General features: G+C 64.4%; 16 protein-coding genes. 7 read left to right on the forward strand and 9 right to left on the reverse strand.

Annotation, left to right across the window (positions count from 1 at the left end; all coding sequences use genetic code 11):
• Positions 1 to 71: 71 nt before the first annotated feature.
• Positions 72 to 1472: an MATE family efflux transporter gene (locus BJF92_RS02315; protein WP_075633292.1), complete on the reverse strand. Its 1401-nt coding sequence runs from the start codon at positions 1470 to 1472 to the stop codon at positions 72 to 74.
• Positions 1473 to 1631: 159 nt separating this feature from the next.
• Positions 1632 to 2864 (reverse strand): TCR/Tet family MFS transporter, encoded by a 1233-nt coding sequence (locus BJF92_RS02320; RefSeq protein ID WP_075633167.1) that lies wholly within the window; start codon positions 2862 to 2864, stop codon positions 1632 to 1634.
• 392 nt (positions 2865 to 3256) lie between these two features.
• Between BJF92_RS02320 and BJF92_RS02325 the strand changes: the two genes are divergently transcribed.
• Positions 3257 to 4465, forward strand: coding sequence for a sugar MFS transporter (locus BJF92_RS02325; protein WP_075633168.1), 1209 nt, complete (start codon positions 3257 to 3259; stop codon positions 4463 to 4465).
• 78 nt (positions 4466 to 4543) lie between these two features.
• Here BJF92_RS02325 and ypfJ read toward each other — a convergent pair whose 3' ends face one another.
• The 3 genes from ypfJ to BJF92_RS02340 all read right to left on the reverse strand — a co-directional run bounded on the left by ypfJ (position 4544) and on the right by BJF92_RS02340 (position 7327).
• Positions 4544 to 5464 (reverse strand): KPN_02809 family neutral zinc metallopeptidase, encoded by a 921-nt coding sequence (gene ypfJ, locus BJF92_RS02330; protein WP_075633169.1) that lies wholly within the window; start codon positions 5462 to 5464, stop codon positions 4544 to 4546.
• A gap of 180 nt (positions 5465 to 5644) precedes the next feature.
• Positions 5645 to 6751 carry a helix-turn-helix transcriptional regulator gene (locus tag BJF92_RS02335; RefSeq protein WP_075633170.1) on the reverse strand — a complete coding sequence of 369 codons (1107 nt, stop codon included), beginning with the start codon at positions 6749 to 6751 and terminating at the stop codon, positions 5645 to 5647.
• Positions 6752 to 6826: 75 nt separating this feature from the next.
• Positions 6827 to 7327, reverse strand: coding sequence for a DUF2306 domain-containing protein (locus BJF92_RS02340; protein ID WP_075633171.1), 501 nt, complete (start codon positions 7325 to 7327; stop codon positions 6827 to 6829).
• Between the two features lie 186 nt (positions 7328 to 7513).
• On the opposite strand from BJF92_RS02340, the gene BJF92_RS02345 reads away from it, so the two are divergent.
• The 4 genes from BJF92_RS02345 to BJF92_RS02370 all read left to right on the forward strand — a co-directional run bounded on the left by BJF92_RS02345 (position 7514) and on the right by BJF92_RS02370 (position 14549).
• Complete coding sequence (locus BJF92_RS02345) at positions 7514 to 8404, forward strand: LytTR family DNA-binding domain-containing protein (protein WP_245294643.1); 891 nt, start codon at positions 7514 to 7516, stop codon at positions 8402 to 8404.
• Positions 8405 to 8587: 183 nt separating this feature from the next.
• A complete protein-coding gene (gene carB / locus BJF92_RS02350) occupies positions 8588 to 12073 on the forward strand; it encodes a carbamoyl-phosphate synthase large subunit (RefSeq protein WP_075633293.1) in 3486 nt (1161 codons plus the stop codon).
• Positions 12074 to 12106: 33 nt separating this feature from the next.
• The gene (locus BJF92_RS25920; protein WP_245294644.1) at positions 12107 to 12706 is read left to right on the forward strand and encodes a hypothetical protein; all 600 of its coding nucleotides are present in this window, start codon (positions 12107 to 12109) and stop codon (positions 12704 to 12706) included.
• Between the two features lie 619 nt (positions 12707 to 13325).
• Positions 13326 to 14549: a T6SS phospholipase effector Tle1-like catalytic domain-containing protein gene (locus tag BJF92_RS02370; protein WP_075633175.1), complete on the forward strand. Its 1224-nt coding sequence runs from the start codon at positions 13326 to 13328 to the stop codon at positions 14547 to 14549.
• A gap of 33 nt (positions 14550 to 14582) precedes the next feature.
• On the opposite strand, the gene BJF92_RS02375 is transcribed toward BJF92_RS02370, so the two are convergent.
• Positions 14583 to 14927, reverse strand: a complete 345-nt coding sequence (locus BJF92_RS02375) for a hypothetical protein (RefSeq protein WP_075633294.1) — start codon at positions 14925 to 14927, stop codon at positions 14583 to 14585.
• Positions 14928 to 14968: 41 nt separating this feature from the next.
• Positions 14969 to 15340: a hypothetical protein gene (locus tag BJF92_RS02380; protein WP_075633176.1), complete on the reverse strand. Its 372-nt coding sequence runs from the start codon at positions 15338 to 15340 to the stop codon at positions 14969 to 14971.
• Positions 15341 to 15734: 394 nt separating this feature from the next.
• On the opposite strand from BJF92_RS02380, the gene greA reads away from it, so the two are divergent.
• A complete protein-coding gene (gene greA / locus BJF92_RS02385; protein ID WP_075633177.1) occupies positions 15735 to 16211 on the forward strand; it encodes a transcription elongation factor GreA in 477 nt (158 codons plus the stop codon).
• Positions 16212 to 16397: 186 nt separating this feature from the next.
• Positions 16398 to 17468: a glycosyltransferase family 4 protein gene (locus tag BJF92_RS02390; protein WP_075633295.1), complete on the forward strand. Its 1071-nt coding sequence runs from the start codon at positions 16398 to 16400 to the stop codon at positions 17466 to 17468.
• A gap of 7 nt (positions 17469 to 17475) precedes the next feature.
• On the opposite strand, the gene BJF92_RS02395 is transcribed toward BJF92_RS02390, so the two are convergent.
• Complete coding sequence (locus tag BJF92_RS02395) at positions 17476 to 18498, reverse strand: glycosyltransferase (protein WP_075633178.1); 1023 nt, start codon at positions 18496 to 18498, stop codon at positions 17476 to 17478.
• A 150-nt stretch (positions 18499 to 18648) separates the two neighbouring features.
• The gene (locus BJF92_RS02400; RefSeq protein WP_075633179.1) at positions 18649 to 19464 is read right to left on the reverse strand and encodes a glycosyltransferase family 2 protein; all 816 of its coding nucleotides are present in this window, start codon (positions 19462 to 19464) and stop codon (positions 18649 to 18651) included.
• Positions 19465 to 19521: the final 57 nt, after the last annotated feature.

Below are 19521 nucleotides of genomic sequence, written 5' to 3' on the forward strand. Positions count from 1 at the left end.
AAAAATCCGATGCAAAAACAAAAATCTAGAGCATCGAACTGAGGACTGTTTTCAGTCCGATGCTCTGGCGTTCAGCCGAGCAAAGCGCGCTCGCGCCGCACGAAGCGATAGACCCGCCAGTTGAGCGAGACGGCGGCGGCCGTTAGGCCGATCAGGAAGCCGTACCACACGCCGATGCCCCCGAAGCCGAGCGGGAAGGCCAGCGCCCAGGCGGAGAGAAAGCCGATCGCCCAATAGGAGATCAGCGCCAGCACCATGGGCACCGTCGTGTCCTTCAACCCGCGCAGCACGCCGGAGGCGAGCGCCTGCAGGCCGTCGACCAGCTGGAACGCGCCGGCGACGATGAGAAAGGGCGCGGCCAGCGCCAGCACCTCGGCTGCATCGCTCCGGCTCGTATCCAGATAGAGCGAGGCGAGCGCGACCGGGAAGAGCGCGAAGATCAGGCTGCCGACCAGCGCGCAGAGGCAGCCGAGCACGAGAACGGCGACGGCGGCGCGCACAAGCCCCTCCCCGTCCCGCCGCCCATGCGCCAGGCCAACGCGCACGGTCGCCACCTGGGCGAGGCCCAGCGGCACCATGAAGGCGATCGAGGCGAATTGCAGGGCGATGCCATGGGCGGCCAGCTCGGTCGTGCCGATCATGCCCATCAGCAGCGAGGCGACGGTGAACAGGCTGACCTCGGCGAGAATGGTGATGGCGATCGGCAGGCCGAGCCGCACCACCTCGAAGAAAGCCGACCAGTCCGGCCGCCAGAAGCGGGTGAAAAGCGCCACGTCCCGCGTCTCCGGCAGGCGGCGCAGATAGGTCACCGCCAGAACCAGGCTCATCAGATTGACCAGCAGTGCTGAAATGGCCGCCCCTTCCATGCCGAGCGCCGGCAGGCCGAGATGGCCAAAGATCAGGATGTAGCAAAAGAGCGCATTGAGCCCGAGAACGGCGAGCGTGATATAGAGGATGACGCCCGCGCGTTCGAGCGCGCTCAGAAAGGCGCGCAGCACCATGAAGCCGAGCGCGGGGAAGATGCCCCATTGCGCGATGCGCATGTAGCGGCCGACGAGCGCGGCGACATCGGGCTGCTGCCCCATCAGGATCAGGATATGCTCCGCATGCCAGAGCAGCGGCGCGGTCAGGAGCCCGTATAGCAGGACCACCCAGAGGCCCATGCGCACGGAGCGGCGGATCGACACGGGATCACCGCGGCCCTTGGCCTGGGCCACCATGGGCACGACGGCATTGGCAAAGCCGGAGCCGAAGACGAAGACCGTGAAGAACACCTGGCCCGAAAGCACCATGGCGGCCAGCTCGACCGTGCCGAGACGGCCGATCATCAGAATATCGGTGGTGTGAATGGCGACCTGGGCGACCTGCGCGGCGATGAAGGGCAGGCCCAGGAGCAGGCTGGCGCGAAAATGCGTCCACCAGGAATTGTCGGAAATGCCGCCTCGCGGCATCGCGCCGGTGTGAGCGTGCATGAGGAAAACCTTGAAAACATGGCTGAAGGCGCCATGGACCATCCTGCCCGGCGCGACCGTGCTCTTCTACAGGAAGGTTGCACAGAAAGGCAAATGCGTAAATTTTATGCAATCCATCAGGATTTATGATCTGTCGCAGCGAAAGCCCCGATCCGGGGATCAGCGCAGGCCGACCCTGCGCAGGAACACCACGAAGGCGACCGCCACCAGCGTGGCGGCCAGGGCATAGGGCGCGCCGGGGGTTGACCATGGCAGATCCGTCCGGGTGCCCAGCTCGAACACAGAGGCGAACATCAGGGGACCGATGATCGAGGTCAGCGAGGACAGGCCCGAAAGAGCGCCCTGCAGCTCCCCTTGCGCGGAGGGCGGCACCTGTGCCGCCGCAAGGCTGCGCAGCGGCGGGTCGGCCACCGCCTCCAGCGGCGTGGCGAGGATGACGAGATAGACCATCCATCCCTCCCAGGCGAAGGCATAGCCCATCAGCGCGATGACGCCGACAATGAGCCCCAGCGCGGCCGTGCGCCGCTCGCCGATGCCGGCGATGATGCGCGGCAGGATCAGCGCCATGGTCAGCGCGGTGCAGATGCCATAGACGCCGAGCGACAGGCCGATCTGCCCCTCCGACCAGCCATAGCGATAGCTCGTCACAAACGGCCAGACGGCCGGATAGACGGCATGGGCCTGATAGACCAGGAAGAAGACGGCGAGCACCGGCAGGATGCGCGGATAGGAGCGCATCTGCCGGATGGCCCCGAGCGGATTGGCGCGGCGCCAGTCAAAGGCCCGGCGCAGATGCGGCGGCAGCGTTTCCGGCAGAAGGAAATAGGCCGCGCAGAAATTGGCGAAGGATAGAGCCGCCGCGCCGAAGAAGGGCACGCGTGGCCCGAAACTGCCGAGCAGACCGCCGATGACGGGCCCGAGCGTGAAGCCGACACCGAAGGCGATGCCGATCAGCCCGAAATTGCGCGCGCGTGTCCGGTCGTCGCTGACATCGGCGATGAACGCCGAGGCGGTGGAAAAGCTGGCGCCGCTGATGCCGGCCAGCACCCGCCCGACGAACAGAACCCAATAGCTGCCGGCGAGCGCGCAGATCAGATTGTCGAGCGCGAAGGTCAGCACTGAGACGAGCAGCACCGGCCGCCGCCCGAATCGGTCGGACAGATTGCCGACCGTGGGCGCGAAGAGAAACTGCATGGAAGCATAGACGAACAACAGCCAGCCCCCATCCAGCGCGGCCTGCGCCGCCTGATCGCCGGTCAGTTCCTGGAGAAAGGTCGGCAGAACCGGCATGATGATGGCGATGCCCATGATGTCGAGCAGCATGATGGCGAACACCACCATCAGCCCGCGCCGTGCCGCCACGGGCGCGGGTTTTGCCTCCGCCTGATCCATCTGGTTCGTCCTCTCCAGCCCTTGTCCAATCCCACAGTCGCGGGCCGGCGCCAGCGGTAACCCAGTTGCAGCGCGGCTGCAATCGCGTGGGGGCGCCCGGCGGGCGATGGAAGCCCGGCAAGGACTCCGAATAAGGGAGTGGGAGCCGTGCCCTTGGCACCGCGTAGCCGCCCTCCCCTGGCCAAGGCTCAACGCAAAGCAGCAATCAATGTCGCCTGTTTTCGCATAAGCGAATTTATCACTTGAATTTAGATATCGTTTACGGTTTGAAGCGTTTCGAGGGAGGCTGATCGCGGCCATCGTCTGGTCCTAGGAACTCCCGGTCCCAATTTCCGTCGAAAGGATTTCCTGTGGCTCCGATCACGCAAAATCGAAAGGCCGCGCAAGCGCCTATGGCTGCTGCCGCCGGTTCCTACACGCCCGCGCTCGTGGCGTTGACCAGCCTGTTCTTCATGTGGGGTTTTATTACCTGCCTGAACGACATTCTGATTCCGCATCTGAAGAATGTGTTTGAGCTGAATTACACCCAGTCGGTGCTGATCCAGTTCTGCTTCTTCGGCGCCTATTTCATCGTGTCGATCCCGGCCGGCGCACTGGTCAAGCGCATCGGCTACAAGGGCGGCGTGGTCGCCGGCCTGATGATCGCCGCCATCGGCTGCGCCCTGTTCATTCCTGCCGCTTCCATGCGCGTCTATGGCTTCTTCCTCGGCGCGCTCTTCGTGCTCGCCTCGGGCATCACCATTCTCCAGGTCGCGGCCAACCCCTATGTCACCGTGCTCGGCGACCCCAAGACCGCCCCGGCCCGGCTGACGCTGACCCAGGCGTTCAATTCGCTCGGCACCACCGTCGCGCCAATGTTCGGCGCAATGCTGATCCTCGGCGGCAGCGATGCCGCGGCCTCCGCCGCCGATGGCGCGGATGCCGTGCGCGGGCCCTATATGATGCTGGCAGGCGCCTTTTTCGTGCTCGCCGCCATCTTCGCGCTTCTGAAGCTACCCGTGATTCAGGAAGAAGCGCCCGCCGTGCGCGTGCACGGCCAGGCCTCCATCTGGTCCTATCGCCATCTCGTTCTCGGCGCCGTCGCCATCTTCGTCTATGTCGGCGCGGAGGTCAGCATCGGCAGCTTCCTGATCAACTTCATGGCGGATCCGGCAATTGCTGGCCTGCCGGAAGCCTCTGCCGCGCATTACGTCACCTATTTCTGGGGTGGCGCCATGGTCGGCCGCTTCATCGGCGCCGTGGTCATGCGCACGATCGATGGCGGCAAGGTTCTGGCCTTCAACGCCGTGATCGCCGGCCTGCTGCTCGCCATCGCCGTGCTCACCACCGGCCCGCTGTCCATGTGGTCGGTGCTGGCCATCGGCCTGTTCAACTCGATCATGTTCCCGACCATCTTTAGCCTGGCGCTGAACGGTCTGGGCGACCGCACCAGCGAAGGCTCGGGCGTTCTGTGCCTCGCCATCGTCGGCGGTGCGCTGATCCCGCTTGCCCAGGGCGCGCTGGCCGACGCCATCGGCGTTCACCACGCCTTCGTTCTGCCGATCGTCTGCTATATCTACATCGCCTATTACGGCCTGAAGGGCTGCAAGCCGGCCGCCTGAGCCGCGGCAAAGGCAGATCACATCGTGAAAAGGGCGCCCATCGGCGCCCTTTTTTGCTGTCGTGATCGTTCTCAACCCTCAGACCGGATTGTTGAACGTGTCGCAGGCCGAGAGCTTGCCGCTGTCGTAGCCGCGCTTGAACCAGGTGGTGCGCTGCTGCGAGGTGCCATGGTTGAAGCTTTCGGGCACGACATAGCCCTGGCTGCGCCGCTGCAGCGTGTCGTCGCCGATCTGGGTTGCGGCGTTCAGCGCCTCTTCCAGGTCGCCCTGTTCGAGCAGGCCCTTCTGCGCGGTGTATTTGCCCCAGATCCCGGCGAAGCAATCGGCCTGCAGCTCGGTGCGCACCGACATCTGGTTCGACTGGGCCTCGCTCATGCGCTCGCGTGCCTGATTGACCTTGGGCAGGATGCCGAGCAGATTCTGCACATGGTGGCCCACCTCATGGGCGATGACATAGGCCTGGGCGAAATCGCCCGACGCATTGAAGCGCTGCGACAGCTCGTCGAAGAAGGCCATGTCGAGATAGACCTTCTGGTCCGCCGGGCAGTAGAACGGGCCGGAGGCGGAAGAGGCATTGCCGCAGCCCGAGCGGATCGCATTGCGGAACAGCACGAGCTTCGGCTCGCTATAGGTCTGGCCATTGGCCTTGAAGATACCGTTCCAGGTCTCTTCGGTTTCGGCCAGCACGGTCGAGACGAAGGCCTTGGTCTCCTCCTCGCCCGGGTTGCTGCTTTGCTGCGCGCTCTGCTCATAGCCGGACGGGCGCGGCGCCTCGCCGCTCACGACCTGAAGCAAGTCGATGCCCATGGCCTTGAAGATGAAATAGATCACCACGAGAAAGATGATCGTGCCGATGCTCAAACCGCCGCCGCGGCCCGAGCCCACGGGAATGCGGAAGCCGCCGCCCGGCCTGTAACCGCCGCCGAGCCCGCCACCGACAGGACCCTCCGCGCGACGATCCTCGACATTGCTGGACTGACGACGCCCTTTCCATTCCATGGATGATCTCCCTCTCCACCGACCGGCCCCGCCCAGCCTGACAGCGGACGACCTGATGGACACAGGCTGACAGGAGGCAAGGGGCACATGCGGCGAGATAACGCGGCAAACACCGTTTTGTGTCCATGCCTTTCCGTCCTCCCGCCCTGTTTTCCTGCGGGAGCGCCCTGCGCACCCTGATCAGCGCCGCAAATCCGCCCCACCATGCATCTGCGGCAAGGCAGAGATCGCAGCGACGAAATCGCCTTGGCGGCTCATGCCCGATTTGGCGAGGATGGATTTGACATGGCTGCGGGCGGTCTCCACCGCAATGCCGAAGCTGTCGGCCGTTTCCTTGATCGTCGCGCCCTCCACCAGGCTCTGCCCGATGCGCGCCTCCGCCGGCGTCAGATCGAACAGGCCGCGCAGAATGTCGGTGGAGACAGCCGCCTGACGCTTGAGCGGGGTGATCACGACGAAAAAGGCGGCACTAACGAAGATATCGCGCACCGCCCCCGTCACCGGCAGGAGATGCAACACGGCCGGCAGGCTGCCCGGCCGGGACGGAATAGGAAAGGAGCGGCTCGGCGGCGCGCCTTCGGCCGACCTCTGGCGTGCCTGCGCCAGAAGGGCATAGAGCGCCTGGTTGACCTCGCGGTGCCGCACCAGAAGACGGTCCTGGCTTTCGATCGTCGCCTGATCGACAATGCCGGAAAACGGAGCGTTGGCGGCAATCACCCGGCCATCGGCCCGGATCGACGCCGCCGGCAGACCGGCAAGGGCGAGCGCCTCCAGCGATGCCTCGATGCGGGCAAGGGCGAAGCGGCAGGCCAGCAGCGCGGCCCGCGCCAGATGCGGCCTGAGATCGTTGAGCAAGTCCAGCTCGCCGCGATCGAGCCCGCGCTCGCCGCGCTTCTTTTCGATGGAGATCGTCACGCGATCGCCGTTCGGCGATTCGATCACCGTTCCCGCCGCATAGCCGAAGCCACGCGGCCAGTAGAAATCACGATAGACCGGCTGCTCCGCCATCCAGGCATCGCTGAGATGGTCGGCATCGCAGAAAAAGCCGCCGGCGGGCTGCGACAGGAGCGCCTTGGTCTTGGCGTTGTTCTGCAGCCAGCCTCCCCGGAGAAATTCGTCATAGAGCGCCGCCACGCCGGGGCTGGCGATATAGGGAATGGCGGGATCGCTGATATTGGCGATCACGGCACCTTCCGCCGCCACCGCCCCCGCCAGATCATGGAGCACGGGCTGCCAGAGATCGGACAGGAAGGCGGCTTCGTAGATTCTGCTCGTGAGATCAAGCATGGGCGTGGTTCCGGCGGCACGCCTGCCAACACACAACAGATCGTGAAGCCTGGCAAGCATCGATTGCCGGCCCCGTTAACGCCCCCGCACGCGCATGGCCTGAGACCGCAGGAACACGCCCGCCGCCAGGGCCGGCAGGAGGCCGAGCCCGGCAAAGAGGCCGAGCTCCGGCCAGGACGGATCGCCGAAAAGCACGGCGCCCATGCGCCGGCCGGGCAGAAGCGTGAACAGGCCGGCAAGGCCGATGGCGCCGAGGTTCAGCTGCCGCATGCGCCGGCGATGCCCGGCAAGATCGCCGGCCCGCGCGCGGGCGACGGCATCCCACAGGCCGAACAGCGTAAGCACAGAGAGAAGATGGATCGGGCTGAAGCCGAAGACGCCGCCGATCTCGTGAATGAAGAAGCTCGCCAGGGCGGTCGCCGCCATCAGCCCGACCCAGATCCGCCCGAAAAGCCGGTGCAGCCGCGTTCCCTTGCGGCCGAGCAGAAGCACGATGCCGAGCACGGCAGCCGGCAGCACGGTAGCGACGTGGATCTGCACGGCAAGCGGCGCATCCAAAAGCGGCTGAAGCGTCATGAAACCTCCTTGATGATGCAGAACAAGCCTATCGGCCGGCGCGGCCCCGCTCTCTTCCCGGAGAGACCAAGGCATTGCGAGGGGGGCATTGCGGGGGCATTGCCGGCCGGCGATTGAACTTGGATGCGCTTTCGGCCAAGAAGGATGCGCGCTCAACCGAATTGGCGCGATTGACGGAAGGACTTCGTGAAGCAACCGCTCTTGCCATCCGCGCTTCGTGAAATGCAGGCCGTTCTGCGCGCGCCGCGCTTCTGGGGCACCTTTCTCACGATCGTCGCGCTCTTCGCCGTGACGGGCCCCTATGGCACGCGCGAGATGATGCAGCCGGCCGAGCGGCTGGGCTATTGGCTGGCTGTCCATGCCGTGACCTGGACGATCGCGATCGGCGCCAGCATCCTTGCCGATCTTGCCTTGAAGCCGCATCTGGAGGGGCCCGTGCTGCGGATGATGCTCGGCTCGCTCCTTGCCGCCCTGCCGATCGGCCTGGCGCTGGTGGGGCTGGATGCGCTGATGCGCGGGGTGCCGCCGATGCTGGACAACGTGCTCTGGCGCGCGGTCCAGGCGCTTCCGCTCTGCGCGCTCTTCTGCATCCTGACGATTCTCACCCTGCGGCCGGAGCCGGAGCGTCGCTCCAGCGGCTCGCTGCTCGACTGGCCGATGGCGGAGCAGGAAACGGCCGGGAAGCGGCCCGAGCAGGCGGCCGCAGCGTCATCCCCGGTTTCGCCCTCCACGGCCCTTCCGCCGGCCGCCGCCGCGTCGCCCGCCGTTCCCCTTCTCGACCGGCTGAAGCCGGAGCATCGCGCGGCCCTGCTGCGGCTTTCGGTCCAGGATCATTATACCGAGATCGTCACCGCGCGCGGGCGCGAACTCGTGCTCCTGCGCTTTTCCGATGCGCTGCGCGAAGTGGGCGGCACGCCGGGGCTGCAGGTCCATCGCTCCCACTGGGTGGCGGATGCCTTCGTCGCCGATCTCAAGCGCGAGGACGGGCGGCTGTTCGTCGTCACGCGCGATGGCGGCAGCCTGCCCGTCAGCCGCAGCTTTCAGGAGAGCGTGCGCCAGCGCTTCGCCCGCGCCTGAGCGGGGAGACTGAACGGGATGGGCCCCTTTTGCTGTCGATCGCGCGATTTATGGGGTTCCGTTTCCGCCGCCCTTTCCCTATAAGCCGCTTCTAGCCTGAATTTGATAAAAAGCTTGCGCACCCGGCCGGTGGACATCCGCCTTGCCGGCTTTTCGCGCGAGCCCGCTGGATGGAAAAAGCCGATGCCGAAGCGCCAAGACCTCAAATCCGTTCTCATCATCGGGGCTGGCCCGATCGTCATCGGTCAGGCGTGCGAATTCGACTATTCCGGCACCCAGGCCTGCAAGGCGCTGAAGGAAGAAGGCTACCGGGTCATTCTGGTGAACTCCAACCCGGCGACGATCATGACGGATCCGAACCTGGCCGATGCGACCTATGTCGAGCCGATCACGCCCGAGGTGGTGGCCAAGATCATCGCCAAGGAGCGCCCGGATGCGCTCCTGCCGACCATGGGCGGCCAGACCGCGCTCAACACCGCGCTCTCCCTCAAGCGCATGGGCGTGCTCGACCGCTACAATGTCGAGATGATCGGCGCCAAGCCCGAGGCCATCGACAAGGCCGAGGACCGCGCACTGTTCCGCGAGGCCATGGCCAAGATCGGCCTGGAAACCCCGCGCTCGATGCTGGCCAATGCCACCGACATCAAGGACCATGACCGCAAGGGCCACGAGGCCGCCCGCGCCAAGCTGCGCGAGACGCTTTCGGGCGACGAACTCGACAAGGCGCTCGACGCGCTCGAAAACCAGTGGAACCTCGGCGAGACCGACCGCAAGCAGCGCTATATGAGCCATGCTATGGCAGTTGCCGCCCAGGCGCTCGACCATGTCGGCCTGCCGGCGATCATCCGCCCTTCCTTCACGCTTGGCGGCACCGGCGGCGGCATTGCCTATAACCGCTCGGAATTCTTCGAGATCGTCTCCGGCGGCCTTGATGCTTCGCCGACCACCGAGGTGCTGATCGAGGAATCGGTGCTCGGCTGGAAGGAGTATGAGATGGAGGTCGTCCGCGACAAGGCGGACAATTGCATCATCATCTGCTCGATCGAGAACATCGATCCGATGGGCGTGCACACCGGCGATTCGATCACGGTCGCCCCGGCGCTGACGCTCACGGACAAGGAATACCAGATCATGCGCAACGCCTCGATCGCGGTGCTGCGCGAGATCGGGGTGGAGACCGGCGGCTCGAACGTTCAGTTCGCCGTCAACCCCAAGGACGGCCGCCTGGTCGTCATCGAAATGAACCCGCGCGTCTCGCGCTCCTCCGCGCTCGCCTCCAAGGCCACCGGCTTTCCCATCGCCAAGATCGCCGCCAAGCTCGCCATCGGCTATACGCTGGACGAGCTGGACAACGACATCACCGGCGGCGCGACGCCGGCCTCCTTCGAGCCGTCGATCGACTATGTCGTCACCAAGATCCCGCGCTTCGCCTTCGAGAAGTTCCCCGGCGCCTCGCCGGTGCTGACCACGGCGATGAAGTCGGTTGGCGAGGTTATGGCCATCGGCCGCACCTTCGCCGAATCGCTGCAGAAGGCGCTGCGCGGCATGGAAACCGGGCTGACCGGCCTCGACGAAATCGAGATCCCCGGCATCGACGACGGCGAGGGCTCGAAGGCTGCGATCCGCGCCGCCATCGGCAGGCCGACGCCGGACCGGCTGCGCATGGTCGCCCAGGCGCTGCGCTTCGGCTTCTCCGAGGCAGAGGTGCATGAAAGCTGCAAGATCGACCCCTGGTTCATCGCCCAGCTGAAGGCCATCATCGACATGGAAGCGCGCGTGCGCGAGCACGGCCTGCCCGGCGACGCGGAAAACCTGCGGCGTCTGAAGGCCATGGGCTTCTCCGACGCCCGCCTCGCCACGCTTTCCGGCAAGCGGCCCAAGGAAGTGGCCGAGCTGCGCAACGGGCTCAACGTGCGCCCGGTCTACAAGCGCATCGACACCTGTGCGGCCGAATTCGCCTCGCCGACCGCCTATATGTATTCCACCTATGAGACGCCCTTCGTCGGCCAGGCCCGCTCGGAAGCCGGCATCTCCGACCGAAAGAAGGTGGTGATTCTCGGCGGCGGTCCGAACCGCATCGGCCAGGGCATCGAATTCGACTATTGCTGCTGCCACGCCGCCTTCGCGCTGAAGGATGCGGGCTTCGAGGCGATCATGGTCAACTGCAACCCCGAGACCGTCTCGACCGACTACGACACCTCAGACCGGCTCTATTTCGAGCCGCTGACGGCCGAGGACGTGATCGAGATCCTCAAAGCCGAGCAGGAAAAGGGCGAGCTGGTCGGCGTCATCGTCCAGTTCGGCGGCCAGACCCCGCTGAAGCTTGCCGAAGCGCTGGAAAAGAACGGCATTCCGATTCTCGGCACCGCGCCCGACGCCATCGACCTTGCCGAAGACCGCGACCGTTTCCAGAAGCTTCTGATGAAGCTCGACCTGAACCAGCCGAACAACGGCATCGCCTATTCGGTGGAGCAGGCGCGCCTCGTCGCCTCCGAGATCGGCTTCCCGCTGGTCGTGCGCCCCTCCTATGTGCTCGGCGGCCGCGCCATGCAGATCCTCCATTCGGAAGGCCAGCTGCAGGGCTACCTGCTCGACACGGTGCCGGAACTGGTGCCCGAGGACATCAAGCAGCGCTATCCCAACGACAAGACCGGCCAGATCAACACGCTGCTCGGCAAGAACCCGCTGCTGTTCGACAGCTATCTGAGCCAGGCGATCGAAGTCGATGTCGACTGCCTGTGCGATGGCAAGCAGGTCTATGTCGCCGGCATCATGGAGCATATCGAGGAAGCCGGCATCCATTCGGGCGACAGCGCCTGCTCGCTGCCGCCGCGCACGCTCTCGCCGGAAATGCTGGACGAGCTGGAGCGCCAGGCCGAAGCCATGGCCAAGGCACTGAAGGTCGGCGGCCTGATGAACGTGCAGTTCGCCATCAAGGACGGCACGGTCTATGTGCTCGAGGTCAATCCCCGCGCCTCGCGCACCGTGCCCTTCGTCGCCAAGACCATCGGCGCGCCGATCGCCAAGATCGCCGCGCGCGTCATGGCCGGCGAGAGCCTGGACCAGGCTTTTGCCGCCTATGGCGAAAAGCCCGATCCGCGCAAGCTCAAGCACATCGCCGTCAAGGAAGCCGTCTTCCCCTTCGCCCGCTTCCCCGGCGTCGACATCCTGCTCGGGCCGGAAATGCGCTCGACCGGCGAGGTGATCGGCCTCGACACCGATTTCGCCGTTGCCTTCGCCAAGGCCCAGCTCGGCGCCGGCGTGGACCTGCCGCGCGAAGGCACGGTGTTCGTCTCGGTGCGCGACGATGACAAGGTCGGTGTGCTGCGCGCCATCCGGCTCCTGACCGAGATCGGCTTCAAGGTTCTGGCAACCGGCGGCACGGCCCGCTACCTCGAAGAGCAGGGCATTGCCGCCACCAAGGTCAACAAGGTGCAGGAAGGCCGTCCGCACATCGAGGACGCCATCCGCAACCGCCAGGTCCAGCTCGTCATCAACACGACGGATAGCAACAAGGCGATCTCGGACAGCAAGTCTCTGCGTCGGGCGACGCTGATGCAGAAGGTGCCCTATTTCACCACCATGGCCGGCGCCGAAGCCGCCGCGGCGGCGATCAAGGCGCTGAAGGCGGGCAATCTGGAAGTGCGGCCGCTGCAGAGCTATTTCTGAGACAGGAGATCCGGAACGTCTGGATGTCCAGCCATGCTCGCGCATCACAATCAGGGTGGGCGCGGGTATCGCCTGATGTTACCTGCTTCCTCGAAAACAATCGCCCTGCAACGATACCGTTTCAAAAATGACACGGCATCCAACCTGGGATTGACTCTCAATTGCCTTGTATTCGATACTGTGCATGCAACACGCTTGACGGCGTGTTGCGAACCAGCTGGGCAATTGATTTTCGTGGGGCCTGAAATGAAAAAAATTTACAGAAATTTGGCTATTTTAAGCACGCTTGTCTCTGTCATGCTGCCGCTTGAGGCCAACGCCGAGTCATTTTCTCAGCTGACCGCAAACGGCGCAACGGTCAGCAAGATGACCGAAAATCAGGCGGGACTTGCGGGCTGGTTCGTGACCAGCAATGGCAGGAAATACTTCTGCAAGTTGAATGTTGGCCTTGCCATTGCCGACGCAAAAACTCTGGTCTCCTTCACCTCCTCGGGGCGCATGGTCAAAGTCGACAGGGTGACCTACGAAAACCACGTTGGCGGACCGGACAAGTCGATGCCGACGCTGTCGGATTTGAAGAACGGGCGCTTGCGGCCGTCGGATGTCGGCCAGTGCACTTCGACGGGCAAATGAACTCTTTCGGCTGAAAGCTTATGGCTATCTCTGAACGCCAACAGCTGGTGAAGAGAGCAGGATTTTCAAACCTTCGGCTTCACCAGAACGTTCTTCAAGGTTGGCGCTCAAGCTTTCGTCAGGCATCGCAGCAACGGTTGACGAGGTCATCCTCCGATTTGAAGACGCGATTGGAGAGCGAGTTTTCGCGCATGAAGCGCCAGTGGTCTGACCGAAACGGATGGTCCCCTCCGTTTCGACAAGCCAGCCCACAAAGGATTGATCTGGTGGGGCGATTTGTCCTGACAGGTAGGTATGGATCTGTCAGGATCGCACCACTGCAGATCAGACTAAAAATCACTACTTACTTTTGGGTCCGATGCTCCAGCGGCACCGCCATTGGGAAAAGCTTCGTCCAATGGACGATGACTGTCATTGCGTAGATTGACTGTTCCGATCTTTCAAGAACGTGGTCGTCCCCGGCGGTGATCACGGCACGGAAGGCGTGCCAATCTCGAAGTGCGGCCGCTGCAGAGCTATTTCTAAGCGCTCCGCCCTTCATCGGATATTCTGCATAAAAATAGAAGTTGAAATTTCCTTAACTTCTGCCACCCTCTGATTATCTTCAGGGGGTGGCGCAATGGCGAAGAACATTGTCATTCTGTTCGATGGGACCTCGAACGAAATCTCCGCGGACAGAACGAATGTTCTTCGCCTGTTCGGCATTCTGGAGCGGAACGACAGGCAGCTCGTCTATTATGATCCCGGCGTTGGCACCTTCGGGGCCGATAATGCCTGGTCGAAGAGGACGCGACAAGCTGCAGAAATCTGGGGTTTGGCCACCGGCTGGGGGCTCGACGAGAATGTCAAGGAAGCCTACCGGATGCTGGTCGATGTGTACGATCCGGGCCAGCCGGACGAAGCAGGCCATCATCCCGATCCGGACCGGATCTTCCTCTTCGGCTTCAGCCGCGGCGCCTATACCGCACGTGTGCTGGCAGGCTTCATCAACGCCTTCGGCTTGACCAAGAAGATCCATCTGAACCTGCTCGACTACGCCTATCGCGCCTACAAAAGCATTCCTGTGGAAGAGCAGGAAAGCGACGACATCTCGGCGGAAGGCCCTGCCCCCTCTGCTTTCCGCACCATGCGCCTTTACGAGCGGACTTTGCGCAACATCCGCCCGCCGATCAAGCTGCTCGGCCTGTTCGATACGGTCGCCTCGGTGATCGAGATGGGGAAGTGGCTGCCGCAAACCCGATCCCATCCTTTCACGCATCACAATCCGAGCGTGGAGGTTGTGCGCCACGCGGTAGCCATCGATGAACGCCGCACCATGTTTCAGCCCGAGCTATGGCGCGCCGGTCAGGACTATTATGGCGGACCCTTCACGCCGAAGCTTGGGGAAACAAAACCTCAGAATTTCAAGGAAGTCTGGTTCGCCGGCGTCCATGGCGATATCGGCGGCGGCTATCCCGAAAGCGAAAGCGCGGCGATCAAGATTCCACTGCAATGGATGATCGAGGAAACGCGCGGCCTGGGCCTCGAATTCAATACGGGCACCATTGCCACGCTGATTCTCGGAGAAGGCGAAGATGGCAAGGGATACGAGCGGCCCTGTGCGCTGGCACGGCTGCATAACTCCATGAATGTCGGCTGGAAGCTCCTGGAATTCGTTCCCCGCAAGGTCCCTATGTCATCCTGGCGCAATGAGGCGCTGAAGAAGAGCAGCTACTACATTCCTCTGGAGGACCGGCGCTACATCGCGCCTAATGCCTTCATTCATAGGTCGGTGGAGCGGCGCATCAAGGACACGCATTACGCGCCTCCCAATCTTCCAAAGCAGCCGAATTTTGTCGATTGAGCGCTCTGCTCCGCGACCCGACACGGCCGCTGGTCACACCTGCGTCGGCTTGATCGTATCGACCCGCACCAGCCCCTGAACCACCCCGCGCGCGCCGGCGGCGGCAAAGCCGCACTCCTCGCCGGCTTCGATCACCGTGTAGAGCTTCTCGTCGCGAAAGGCGCTGGCCATGCGGGTATCGGTGCCCTCCGCCGGCTTGGCGTCGATTTCAGTAAAGTCAAGTTCAGCTTCGGCGGCAGTGATGCGGGCATCGGCCGGCGAATGCGCACGCACCAAGACCTCGCCGTGACTGGGGGCATTGTCCCAGCGGGGATAGTCCGGCGCGGCGGTCGGCACGAGACGGTAGAGATATAGCGGGCGGTCGGGTCCTTCAGACATCGCAGGGAACGGATCAGTCAGGTGGTCGCTGTTGGGGCTGCTCATTCCGCTGCCTCCCGTTCCGATGCGGCGCCAGTTGGCAGGGCGAAACCTGGCTGCGCGGCGGCGCCGGTCGCGTGGGCCTGCGCGTCGAGAGCATCGCGCCGGGCAAGTGCTGCGGTCAGCACGGTGCGAATTTCTTCCGTGGCGATCTCCTGGCCGGCAAAGGCTTGATCGGGGAGGACGCCCGGATCCTCCTCCTGCGTGTCGACGATTTCGGCATCGGCCAGCATGGCTTCGATCGCCGCGCGTCCGTCGTCGCGCCGGGCAAGCTCGGTGGCAAGGCCAATCAGCAGGCGGCGATAGGCGTTGAGCCGGCCTTCGAGCTGCATTCCGCTTTCGGTATTTATGGTGGATGCGGTCTCACTCGTCATAGCGGTCTTTTCTCCTCCCGCGGGCCGCTCGCCTTAAGCGAGACAGACCGTCAGATGCGCATGTCGGGCCGGATGACACAGGTGGATTGAACAGGTCATGGCCCTTGAAGCCGGCCTCGTTCTGCTCCATCTCTTGTCGATCGGTCGCAGCGATAATGTGCCGCCGATCAACGCCGGACGGGCGCCAAGAGTTCCCGTCAAGAGCCGCGCGCAACAAGGCGCAACAGGCCCGGCGCCCGAAAATTCTGGCTTTTGCGGGTCTCATTCTGCTATAAGCCACAGCCTGGTGTTTGGACGGTTTCGGAGCTCGCGCTTCGCAAACCGTTTTATTTTTGCGTTGGGGCCGCCTCTTAAGGCTGGGCGGGCCTGCGCGCGAGCAGTGAAGGACAGGGAAATGGTCGAAAAAGTACCCATGACGCAGACCGGCTTTGCGAAGCTGCAGGAAGAGCTGCGCTGGCGCCAGCAGGAAGAGCGTCCGCGGATCATCGAGGCGATCGCCGAAGCACGCTCCCATGGGGACCTGTCGGAAAATGCCGAGTACCACGCCGCGAAGGAAGCCCAGAGCCTGAATGAAGGCCGCATCGGCGAGCTGGAAGATTTCGTGGCACGGGCGGAAGTGATCGACCTGTCCAAGATGTCCGGCTCGACCATCAAGTTCGGCGCCAGGGTGAAGCTGGTCGATGAGGATACGGACGAGGAAAAGATCTACCAGATCGTCGGCGACCAGGAAGCCGACGTGAAGGCTGGCCGCATCTCGATCTCCTCCCCCATTGCCCGCGCCCTGATTGGCAAGGAAGTGGGCGACAGCATCGAGGTCGTCGCGCCCGGCGGGTCCAAGGCCTATGAGATCATCGGCATCAACTGGGGTTGAGGCCGCGTGAAGCCTGATGCCCGCGACGCCTCGGCCAATCCTGTTCAGTCCGACTCCCTGCCTCATGCCGGGGATGATGTCCGGCCCGCCCGCGGGCCGGATGTCTCAGGCGCGGACTGGCAGGACCTGCCGGAAGCATCTCTGGCCGCGCCAGCGCGCGCTGTCGGGAACGTCGATGGCGACAGGATCGATCCCGCCGCCATCGACGTGATCGCGCCGAACTTCAAGCGGCGCCTGTCGGGCGTAACCTCCACCATCATCCAGCTCGTGCCGGTGCAGCGCCGCCTGGGGCGGCGCATTGCCGTGCTCGGCCCCGGCCTGCCGACAAGCCTGCCGCATCTGCACTGGCGCGATCTCACCCAGCTCTGGACGCCGCCGGCCGGCCGGCCAGCGCGCGTCTGGCATGCGCGCCGCAATATCGAGATGCTGCCGGGCCTGATCCTGCGCGATCTCCTGCGCATGCCGCTGCGTCTGGTGTTCACCTCCGCCTCGCAGCGCCGTCACACCGGCTGGACCAAATTCCTGATCAGCCGGATGGATGCGGTGATCTCCACCAGCCAGCGCACCGCGCATTATCTCGACCGGGACAGCACGGTGATCCGCCACGGGATCGATATCGAGCGCTTCGCGCCCGCCAAGGACAAGGCGGCCGCCCGGCGCGCGCTGAAACTGCCCGAACAGGCGCAGATCGTCGGCTGCTTCGGCCGGGTTCGTCGGCAGAAAGGCACCGACCTTTTTGTCGATGCCATGATCAGCCTCCTGCCGATCCGGCCGGACTGGATTGCCGTCATCGCTGGGCGCGCCACCGCACAGCATGTCGCCTTCGAGCGCGAGCTGAAAGAGAAGGTGGCGCGCGCGGGACTGTCCCACCGCATCCTTTTCGTCGGCGAGCACACCAACATCAACGACTGGTACGGCGTGCTCGATCTCTTCGTCGCGCCGCAGCGCTGGGAAGGCTTCGGCCTGACGCCGCTTGAGGCCATGGCGAGCGAAGTGGCCGTGGTCGCCACCGATGTCGGCGCTTTCAGCGAGCTTGTGGTCATCGGGGCCGAGGAAACCGGCATCGTGGTGCCGGCGGGCCAGATGGGCGGGCTGATGGGCGCTTGCGCCGAATTCATGGACCATCCGGAGCGCCGAATTGCGGCCGGCCGGCGCGGACGCCGGCATGTCGCCGCGCAATTCACCATCGAGGGCGAGGCAACGGCCATCGGCGCCGTCTATGATACGGTTTCCGGCTCATCAGACCGGAAACCGTAGGACAGCGTCATGGCCGGCGCTTGAACAGGTCGATGTAAGCGCCTGCAATCGCCTCTTCCGAGAACTGCGCCATCAGCGTTTGATGCCCGCCCTCCGCCAGGCCTGCGGCCAGCCCCGCATCGTTGAGCGCCGCCGATATGGCCCGGGCGAAACCGTCCACATCCTCGCTCTGCACCAGAAGCCCGTTCTCGCCATCGCGCATGAACCAGGCGGGGCCTTCCACGCGGGAGGAGATCACCGGCCGCTTCTGCGCCCAGGCTTCAAGAATCACATTGCCCAGCGGCTCATGGGTGGAGGGCATGACGAAGACATCGGCCGCAGCGACGAAAGGGCGCGTATCCTTCTGCCAGCCGAGAAAGCGCATGCGCCCGCTCATGCCTTTTTCCGCCGCCAGCGCCTCCAGCGCCGCCCGCTCCTCGCCGTCGCCGGCCAGCCAGAGATGGGCATCGGGCAGGCGCGCCACCGCCTCGATCAGCGTGTGGAACCCCTTGCGCCGGACGAAGCGGCCCATGGACATCACCAGCGGCACCTGCTCGGGCGTGTTCCAGGCCGCGCGCGCCGCCGGGGCCACGGCCTGCGTGTCGGTAAAGTTCGAGATCACCTCGACGCCGCGCGTCCAGCCGATGCGGCGCACATGGTCGGCAATGCCCGGCGTGTTGCAGACCAGCACGTCGGTGTTGCGGAAATAGCCGAGATGGGTCGGATAATCGCCGAGGCGCGACAGCTTGATGCAGCCGCGATAGGCCGGCATCAGCCGGCTCGCCCGCGTGGCCCAGGAAAGCATCGCATCGGGCTTCTCTCGCCGCGCCATCAGCGCCACGCGGATCGGCAGCAGCAGGCGGTCGGGCGTGGTGTTGCGGAAATTGCTTTCGATGATGCGCGCATGCGGATCGATATCCTTGCGCCAGATCCGGTTGGGCCGGATCACGGCGGTCTGCTTCACCCCGCGCCGGCCGAGCGCGCCCACCAGATGGACGAAGAATTTTTCCGCGCCGCCATCCTTGCCGAAGTGGAAGTGGAAAATGTTCATGGGGGCCTCTTCAACCAATGCGCTGCGCAGCCCGGCCGGCCGCAGGCGCCGACCTCTCGATGCCGGCCCGCCCGGCAGGCGGATGCGGGAGCCTTGGGATGAGCGGGCCTGCCAAGTCAAGCCCGAAGTGCGGCTTTTGCCATGGCCGCCTCAATGCGCGCCGGCGTCGTCCTCGTTCGGCCGGCGGCGCAGCGCGGCGCGCTGATAGAGCTTTGCCTGGGTGAGGAAGGCATAGACCGCCCCGGTCATGGCCTCGATGAAGCCCGGCAGGCCGCAGCGCCACAAGCCATTGCGCAGATAAAGCCGCAGGAAATAGAGCATCGGCGAGAAGACGAGCTTGCCCGCCTTCGGCTTGCGCCCTTCTGCTGTCTGCTGGTCGGCCTTCAGCGTCGAATATTTGTTCTCCTTGAGGATCTGCTCGTCGAGCGGCAAGGGACGGAAATGCAGCAGGCTGCCGGCCTCTGCCTTGGCCACCCTGCCCTGCGGCACGATGCCTTCATGCACGGCCTGGGTCAGGTCATAAAGGCCGCGCCCTGCGCGGATCAGGCGCAGGTTCTTACGCTCCTTCACCTTTTCGGGCGTGTAGCCATAGCCGATCAGATAGGGCCGCCGGGCGATCTTCCAGCCGACGATGGAAGCCGGTGCATCCAGGAGCTTCGGCAGGCTGGCGCGCAGGGCGCCATCCAGCCGTTCATCGGCATCGATGTTGAGGCACCAGGGCTGCGTGCACAGATCGAGCGCCAGCTGCTTCTGCCCGGCATAGCCGCGCCAGGGCTCATAGACGAAGCGGATCGGCCAGCCCTCGGCGATATAACGCTCCACCAGCGACCGCGTGCCATCCGTCGAGCCGGAATCGACGATGACGATCTCGCGGCAATCCTTGAGGCTGTCGAGACAGGCGCCGAGATAGGCCTCTTCGTTCAGCGTGATGATGAAGGCCGAGAGCGGCAAGCGGGGTTCAGACATCGGCACGGCTTCTCCTCAAGCATCGGTCCGGAAAGCGGAAACCGGTTTCGGAGAATC

The organism is Xaviernesmea rhizosphaerae (genome assembly GCF_001938945.1).
Classification (GTDB): domain Bacteria; phylum Pseudomonadota; class Alphaproteobacteria; order Rhizobiales; family Rhizobiaceae; genus Xaviernesmea; species Xaviernesmea rhizosphaerae.

What these genes read in the sequence shown, in the direction of transcription:
- BJF92_RS02315 (WP_075633292.1), bottom strand. Translation starts at nt 1,472, where the DNA reads ATGCACGCTCACACCGGCGCGATGCCGCGAGGCGGCATTTCCGACAAT.
- BJF92_RS02320 (WP_075633167.1), bottom strand. Translation starts at nt 2,864, where the DNA reads ATGGATCAGGCGGAGGCAAAACCCGCGCCCGTGGCGGCACGGCGCGGG.
- BJF92_RS02325 (WP_075633168.1), top strand. Translation starts at nt 3,257, where the DNA reads ATGGCTGCTGCCGCCGGTTCCTACACGCCCGCGCTCGTGGCGTTGACC.
- ypfJ (WP_075633169.1), bottom strand. Translation starts at nt 5,464, where the DNA reads ATGGAATGGAAAGGGCGTCGTCAGTCCAGCAATGTCGAGGATCGTCGC.
- BJF92_RS02335 (WP_075633170.1), bottom strand. Translation starts at nt 6,751, where the DNA reads ATGCTTGATCTCACGAGCAGAATCTACGAAGCCGCCTTCCTGTCCGAT.
- BJF92_RS02340 (WP_075633171.1), bottom strand. Translation starts at nt 7,327, where the DNA reads ATGACGCTTCAGCCGCTTTTGGATGCGCCGCTTGCCGTGCAGATCCAC.
- carB (WP_075633293.1), top strand. Translation starts at nt 8,588, where the DNA reads ATGCCGAAGCGCCAAGACCTCAAATCCGTTCTCATCATCGGGGCTGGC.
- BJF92_RS25920 (WP_245294644.1), top strand. Translation starts at nt 12,107, where the DNA reads ATGCTCGCGCATCACAATCAGGGTGGGCGCGGGTATCGCCTGATGTTA.
- BJF92_RS02370 (WP_075633175.1), top strand. Translation starts at nt 13,326, where the DNA reads ATGGCGAAGAACATTGTCATTCTGTTCGATGGGACCTCGAACGAAATC.
- BJF92_RS02375 (WP_075633294.1), bottom strand. Translation starts at nt 14,927, where the DNA reads ATGTCTGAAGGACCCGACCGCCCGCTATATCTCTACCGTCTCGTGCCG.
- BJF92_RS02380 (WP_075633176.1), bottom strand. Translation starts at nt 15,340, where the DNA reads ATGACGAGTGAGACCGCATCCACCATAAATACCGAAAGCGGAATGCAG.
- greA (WP_075633177.1), top strand. Translation starts at nt 15,735, where the DNA reads ATGGTCGAAAAAGTACCCATGACGCAGACCGGCTTTGCGAAGCTGCAG.
- BJF92_RS02395 (WP_075633178.1), bottom strand. Translation starts at nt 18,498, where the DNA reads ATGAACATTTTCCACTTCCACTTCGGCAAGGATGGCGGCGCGGAAAAA.
- BJF92_RS02400 (WP_075633179.1), bottom strand. Translation starts at nt 19,464, where the DNA reads ATGTCTGAACCCCGCTTGCCGCTCTCGGCCTTCATCATCACGCTGAAC.